Consider the following 3,057-nt stretch of genomic DNA (forward strand, 5'->3'; position numbering starts at 1 on the left):
ACCGGCGGCCGCGTCGAAGAATGACCGCGTATCGAGTGGTTAAGAAGAAAAGGGCGCACGGTGGATGCCTTGGCACTAGGAGCCGATGAAGGACGCGACGAACGGCGAAACGCTCCGGGGAGCTGTACGTAAGCTTTGATCCGGAGATGTCCGAATGGGGGAACCCGCCTTCCGTCATGGGAAGGCGTCCGGCCGCTGAACACATAGGCGGCGGACGGTAGACCCGGAGAACTGAAACATCTTAGTACCCGGAGGAAGAGAAAGCAAACGCGATTTCCCGAGTAGCGGCGAGCGAAACGGAATCAGCCCAAACCGGGATGCTTGCATCCCGGGGTTGTAGGACCCCCGCACGGCAGGCGGGGAGGATAGGCGAAGCGGCCTGGAACGGCCCGCCAGAGACGGTAACAGCCCGGTAGCCGGCATCCTCCCCCCGCCGGGGGTATCCTGAGTACGACGGGACACGAGAAATCCCGTCGGAAGCTGGGAGGACCATCTCCCAAGGCTAAATACTCCCTAGTGACCGATAGTGAACCAGTACCGTGAGGGAAAGGTGAAAAGCACCCCGGAAGGGGAGTGAAACAGATCCTGAAACCGTGTGCCTACAAGAAGTCGGAGCCCGTTAAGGGGTGACGGCGTGCCTTTTGTAGAATGAACCGGCGAGTTACGCTCGTCTGCAAGGTTAAGCCGCAAAGGCGGAGCCGCAGCGAAAGCGAGTCTGAAGAGGGCGATCAAGTAGGCGGGCGTAGACCCGAAACCAGGTGATCTACCCATGACCAGGGTGAAGGCCAGGTAACACTGGCTGGAGGCCCGAACCCACGCAAGTTGAAAATTGCGGGGATGAGTCGTGGGTAGCGGTGAAATGCCAATCGAACCTGGAGATAGCTGGTTCTCCCCGAAATAGCTTTAGGGCTAGCCTCGGGTAYGAGAGTCCTGGAGGTAGAGCACTGATTGGACGAGGGGTCCTTCCCGGATTACCGAATTCAGTCAAACTCCGAATGCCAGCGACTTGCTGCCCGGGAGTCAGACGGCGAGTGCTAAGATCCGTCGTCGAGAGGGAAACAGCCCAGACCACCGGCTAAGGTCCCTAAGTCTGCGTTAAGTGGAAAAGGATGTGGAGTTGCTTAGACAACTAGGATGTTGGCTTAGAAGCAGCCATCATTGAAAGAGTGCGTAATAGCTCACTAGTCGAGTGACTCTGCGCCGACAATGTACCGGGGCTAAACGCAGCACCGAAGCCGTGGACTCTCCCGCATGGGAGAGATGGTAGGGGAGCGTTCCAGGGGCCCCGAAGCCGGACCGTGAGGACCGGTGGAGCGCCTGGAAGTGAGAATGCCGGTATGAGTAGCGAAAAGAAGGGTGAGAATCCCTTCCGTCGAAAACCCAAGGTTTCCTGAGGAAGGCTCGTCCGCTCAGGGTTAGTCGGGTCCTAAGCCGAGGCCGATAGGCGTAGGCGATGGAAAACAGGTTGATATTCCTGTACCACCTCCGTTCCATTTGAGTGATGGGGGGACGCAGGCAGGCACGGCCGCGCGCTAATGGACATGCGCGTTGAAGCTGGCAAGGCCGGGGGAGCGGCAAATCCCTCCCCCAGACGGCCAAGCGGTGACCAGGAGGGCCCTACGGGGCCCGAAGGGCCGGCACCTACCCTGCCAAGAAAAGCCTCTAGCGAGGAACGTGGTGCCCGTACCGTAAACCGACACAGGTAGGTGGGATGAGTATTCTAAGACGCGCGGGAAAACTCTCGTTAAGGAACTCGGCAAAAGGACCCCGTAACTTCGGGAGAAGGGGTGCTCCCCGGGGTGCATAGCCCCAGGGAGCCGCAGTGAAAGGGCCCAAGCGACTGTTTATCAAAAACACAGGTCTCTGCGAAGCCGTAAGGCGAAGTATAGGGGCTGACACCTGCCCGGTGCTGGAAGGTTAAGAGGAGGCGTTATCCCCCTCCGGGGGAGAAGCGCCGAATTGAAGCCCCAGTAAACGGCGGCCGTAACTATAACGGTCCTAAGGTAGCGAAATTCCTTGTCGGGTAAGTTCCGACCCGCACGAAAGGTGCAACGACTTGGGCACTGTCTCAACGAGAGACCCGGTGAAATTATAATACCTGTGAAGATGCAGGTTCCCCGCGACAGGACGGAAAGACCCCATGGAGCTTTACTGTAGCTTGACATTGGATGTGGGTACCACTTGTACAGGATAGGTAGGAGCCATCGAATCCGGACCGCCAGGTTCGGAGGAGGCGCTGGTGGGATACTACCCTGGTGGTATCGACATTCTAACCGCAGGCCGTGATCCGGCCTCGGGACCGTGTCAGGTGGGCAGTTTGACTGGGGCGGTCGCCTCCCAAACAGTAACGGAGGCGCCCAATGGTTCCCTCAGAATGGTCGGACATCATTCGCAGAGTGCAAAGGCACAAGGGAGCTTGACTGCGAGACCCACAAGTCGAGCAGGGACGAAAGTCGGGCTTAGTGATCCGGCGGCACCGCATGGAAGGGCCGTCGCTCAACGGATAAAAGCTACCCTGGGGATAACAGGCTAATCTCTCCCAAGAGTTCACATCGACGGGGAGGTTTGGCACCTCGATGTCGGCTCATCGCATCCTGGGGCTGAAGTAGGTCCCAAGGGTTGGGCTGTTCGCCCATTAAAGCGGTACGCGAGCTGGGTTCAGAACGTCGTGAGACAGTTCGGTCCCTATCCGTCGCGGGCGCAGGAAAGGTGAAAGGAGCTGTCCTTAGTACGAGAGGACCGGGATGGACACACCGCTGGTGTACCAGTTGTTCCGCCAGGAGCACTGCTGGGTAGCTACGTGTGGACGGGATAAGTGCTGAAAGCATCTAAGCATGAAGCCCCCCTTAAGATGACCTTTCCCCTCTACGGAGATAAGACCCCTTGGAGATGACGAGGTAGATAGGTCCGGCGTGGACGCATGGCGACATGTGCAGCGGACGGATACTAATCGGTCGAAGTCTTATCCACGCWYAGCACGATACGCGGCGGTGGCCGCGGTCTCGGTATTTGGTTGTCAGGGCCCGACGGGCCGGTCCGGTGGCAACAGCGAAGAGG

Annotated in this window: 1 rRNA gene; it reads left to right on the forward strand. The window is 58.7% G+C overall.

What is annotated here, in order from left to right:
• Positions 1–37: 37 nt before the first annotated feature.
• Positions 38–2,970: ribosomal RNA gene (locus tag CHL76_RS16610) — 23S ribosomal RNA — on the forward strand.
• The last annotated feature ends 87 nt before the right edge of the window (positions 2,971–3,057 follow it).

Origin of the sequence: Marinococcus halophilus, assembly GCF_002265875.1 — a bacterium.
In the GTDB taxonomy this organism is placed as follows: domain Bacteria; phylum Bacillota; class Bacilli; order Bacillales; family Marinococcaceae; genus Marinococcus; species Marinococcus halophilus.